1 protein-coding gene is annotated in these 1,690 nt (G+C 66.7%); it reads left to right on the forward strand.

Features of this window, described 5'->3' with window-relative positions:
• Nucleotides 1-451 precede the first annotated feature (451 nt).
• Nucleotides 452-1,390, forward strand: a complete 939-nt coding sequence (locus M2283_RS51495) for a cyclase family protein (protein WP_280883563.1) — start codon at nucleotides 452-454, stop codon at nucleotides 1,388-1,390.
• Nucleotides 1,391-1,690: the final 300 nt, after the last annotated feature.

The following is a 1,690-nucleotide window of genomic DNA, read 5'->3' on the forward strand; positions in this document are numbered from 1 at the left end:
CGGGGACGGGCCCTGGACACTGGCCCGAAGTTCAGCCGATCGATACCTCCTTCACGTGGCTGTCCTTACTTACCTGGAGCGACTTCGTGTCGCACACTGAGCGCTTGAGTTGGCGGGGTGAGTTCTTCAGCTGGCGGCCAGGGCGGCGCTCCCCTTCCCTCACTTGCGGTTAAAGGACCACGCGTACGGGTGGTTATGCGTCTACCACGGCGCATACGAGGGGCGACCACCGGCCTGGACTTCGACGGCCCAGATTCAACCTGAGTAACTGCATCAGCAGTACCTCGCACGCAATATCAACGGGGTACCGGTGACAGAGGACCACAGGTGTGTCGTACCGTGCTCCTGACCGGCCGACTGCTGGCCCGCTGATCTAGTGTCGCGCTCCGTCCAGCGGGCCTTGAACCGCGTGACCGGAGGAGTTGATGCTGGGATGACAGCAGGGCGGGCGATGCCCACGCAGGACGAGGTGCTCAGGTACTTCGACACGTTGTCGAACTGGGGGCGGTGGGGCGACGACGACGAGCTCGGCACGCTGAACCACGTCACCGACGACGTCCGGCTGGCGGCGGCGCGGGCCGTGCGCCACGGCAGGAGCGTGTCGTGCGGATGGGAGATCGCCGTGCCGGCTGAGATGGAGCGGTCGACGACGTCGTGCCCGTGCGCCGCCGACATGCCAGGAGCCGAGAACATGCCGGTGCCCGGATTCCGCAACGACCGACGGTGGGGCTTCTCGAACGAGCATCTCGGCATCATGTTCCACGGCAACACCATCACCCACGTCGACTCACCGTGCCACATCTTCTGGGACGGCACGATGTACAACGGGCGGTCGCACTCGCTGGTCGACGCCGAAACGGGATCGGCGTGGGCGAGCGTTACCGGGGCAGCGAACGGGATCATCACGCGGGGTGTGCTGCTGGACGTCGCGAAGGCCCGCGAGGTGCCGTGGCTGGAACCGGGGCAGGGTGTGTTTCCCGAGGATCTAGAGGAGGCCGAGCGTCGCCAGGGTGTTCGGGTGCGATCGGGCGATGCGGTGTTCCTGCGGACTGGCTATGGCCGCGTCCGGCACGAGGGCGCTGCGACGCCGAGCGTCACGCAGGCCGGCTGGCACGCGTCCTGCCTGCCATGGCTGCACGAGCGGGGGGTCGCGCTGATCGGTGCCGACACCCCCCAGGACGTTCAGCCGTCGGGGTACGACGACGTGTTGATGCCGGTTCACGCGGTGAGCCTCGTTGCGATGGGTCTGTGGATGCTCGACAACTGCGACCTGGAGGGGTGCGCGACGACGGCCGCCGAGCTCGGCCAATGGGACTTCCACCTCGCAGTTGCGCCGATCCGCTTCGCCGGCACGTCCGGCAGCCCGGTCAACCCGATCGCCACATTCTGACCGCGGGACTTGCGGCCGACAGTGTCGGCACCCCTCACCGTCTGGGAGTCGATCAGCCCCGCGCTGGGCGGCGACTTATAGTCTTCGGCGATCCGCACCTGTTCACCCACCACCGCCGCGCGGCTCCCAGAACGAGAGCCGGAACCCTTCGTTCCGCCACCTGAAGTGCTCAACCCGCCAACTCATGCGCTCATCCGCCAACTAAAGCCCTCGGGGTGCGACACGAAGTCGCTCCAGGTAAGTAAGGACAGCCACGTGAAGGAGGTATCGATCGGCTGAACTTCGGGCCAGTGTCCAGGG

Source organism: Streptomyces pseudovenezuelae (genome assembly GCF_029892565.1).
GTDB lineage: Bacteria > Actinomycetota > Actinomycetes > Streptomycetales > Streptomycetaceae > Streptomyces > Streptomyces pseudovenezuelae_A.

Coding starts and splice junctions, on each gene's coding strand:
- M2283_RS51495 (WP_280883563.1), top strand. CDS start 452: ATGCCCACGCAGGACGAGGTGCTCAGGTACTTCGACACGTTGTCGAAC.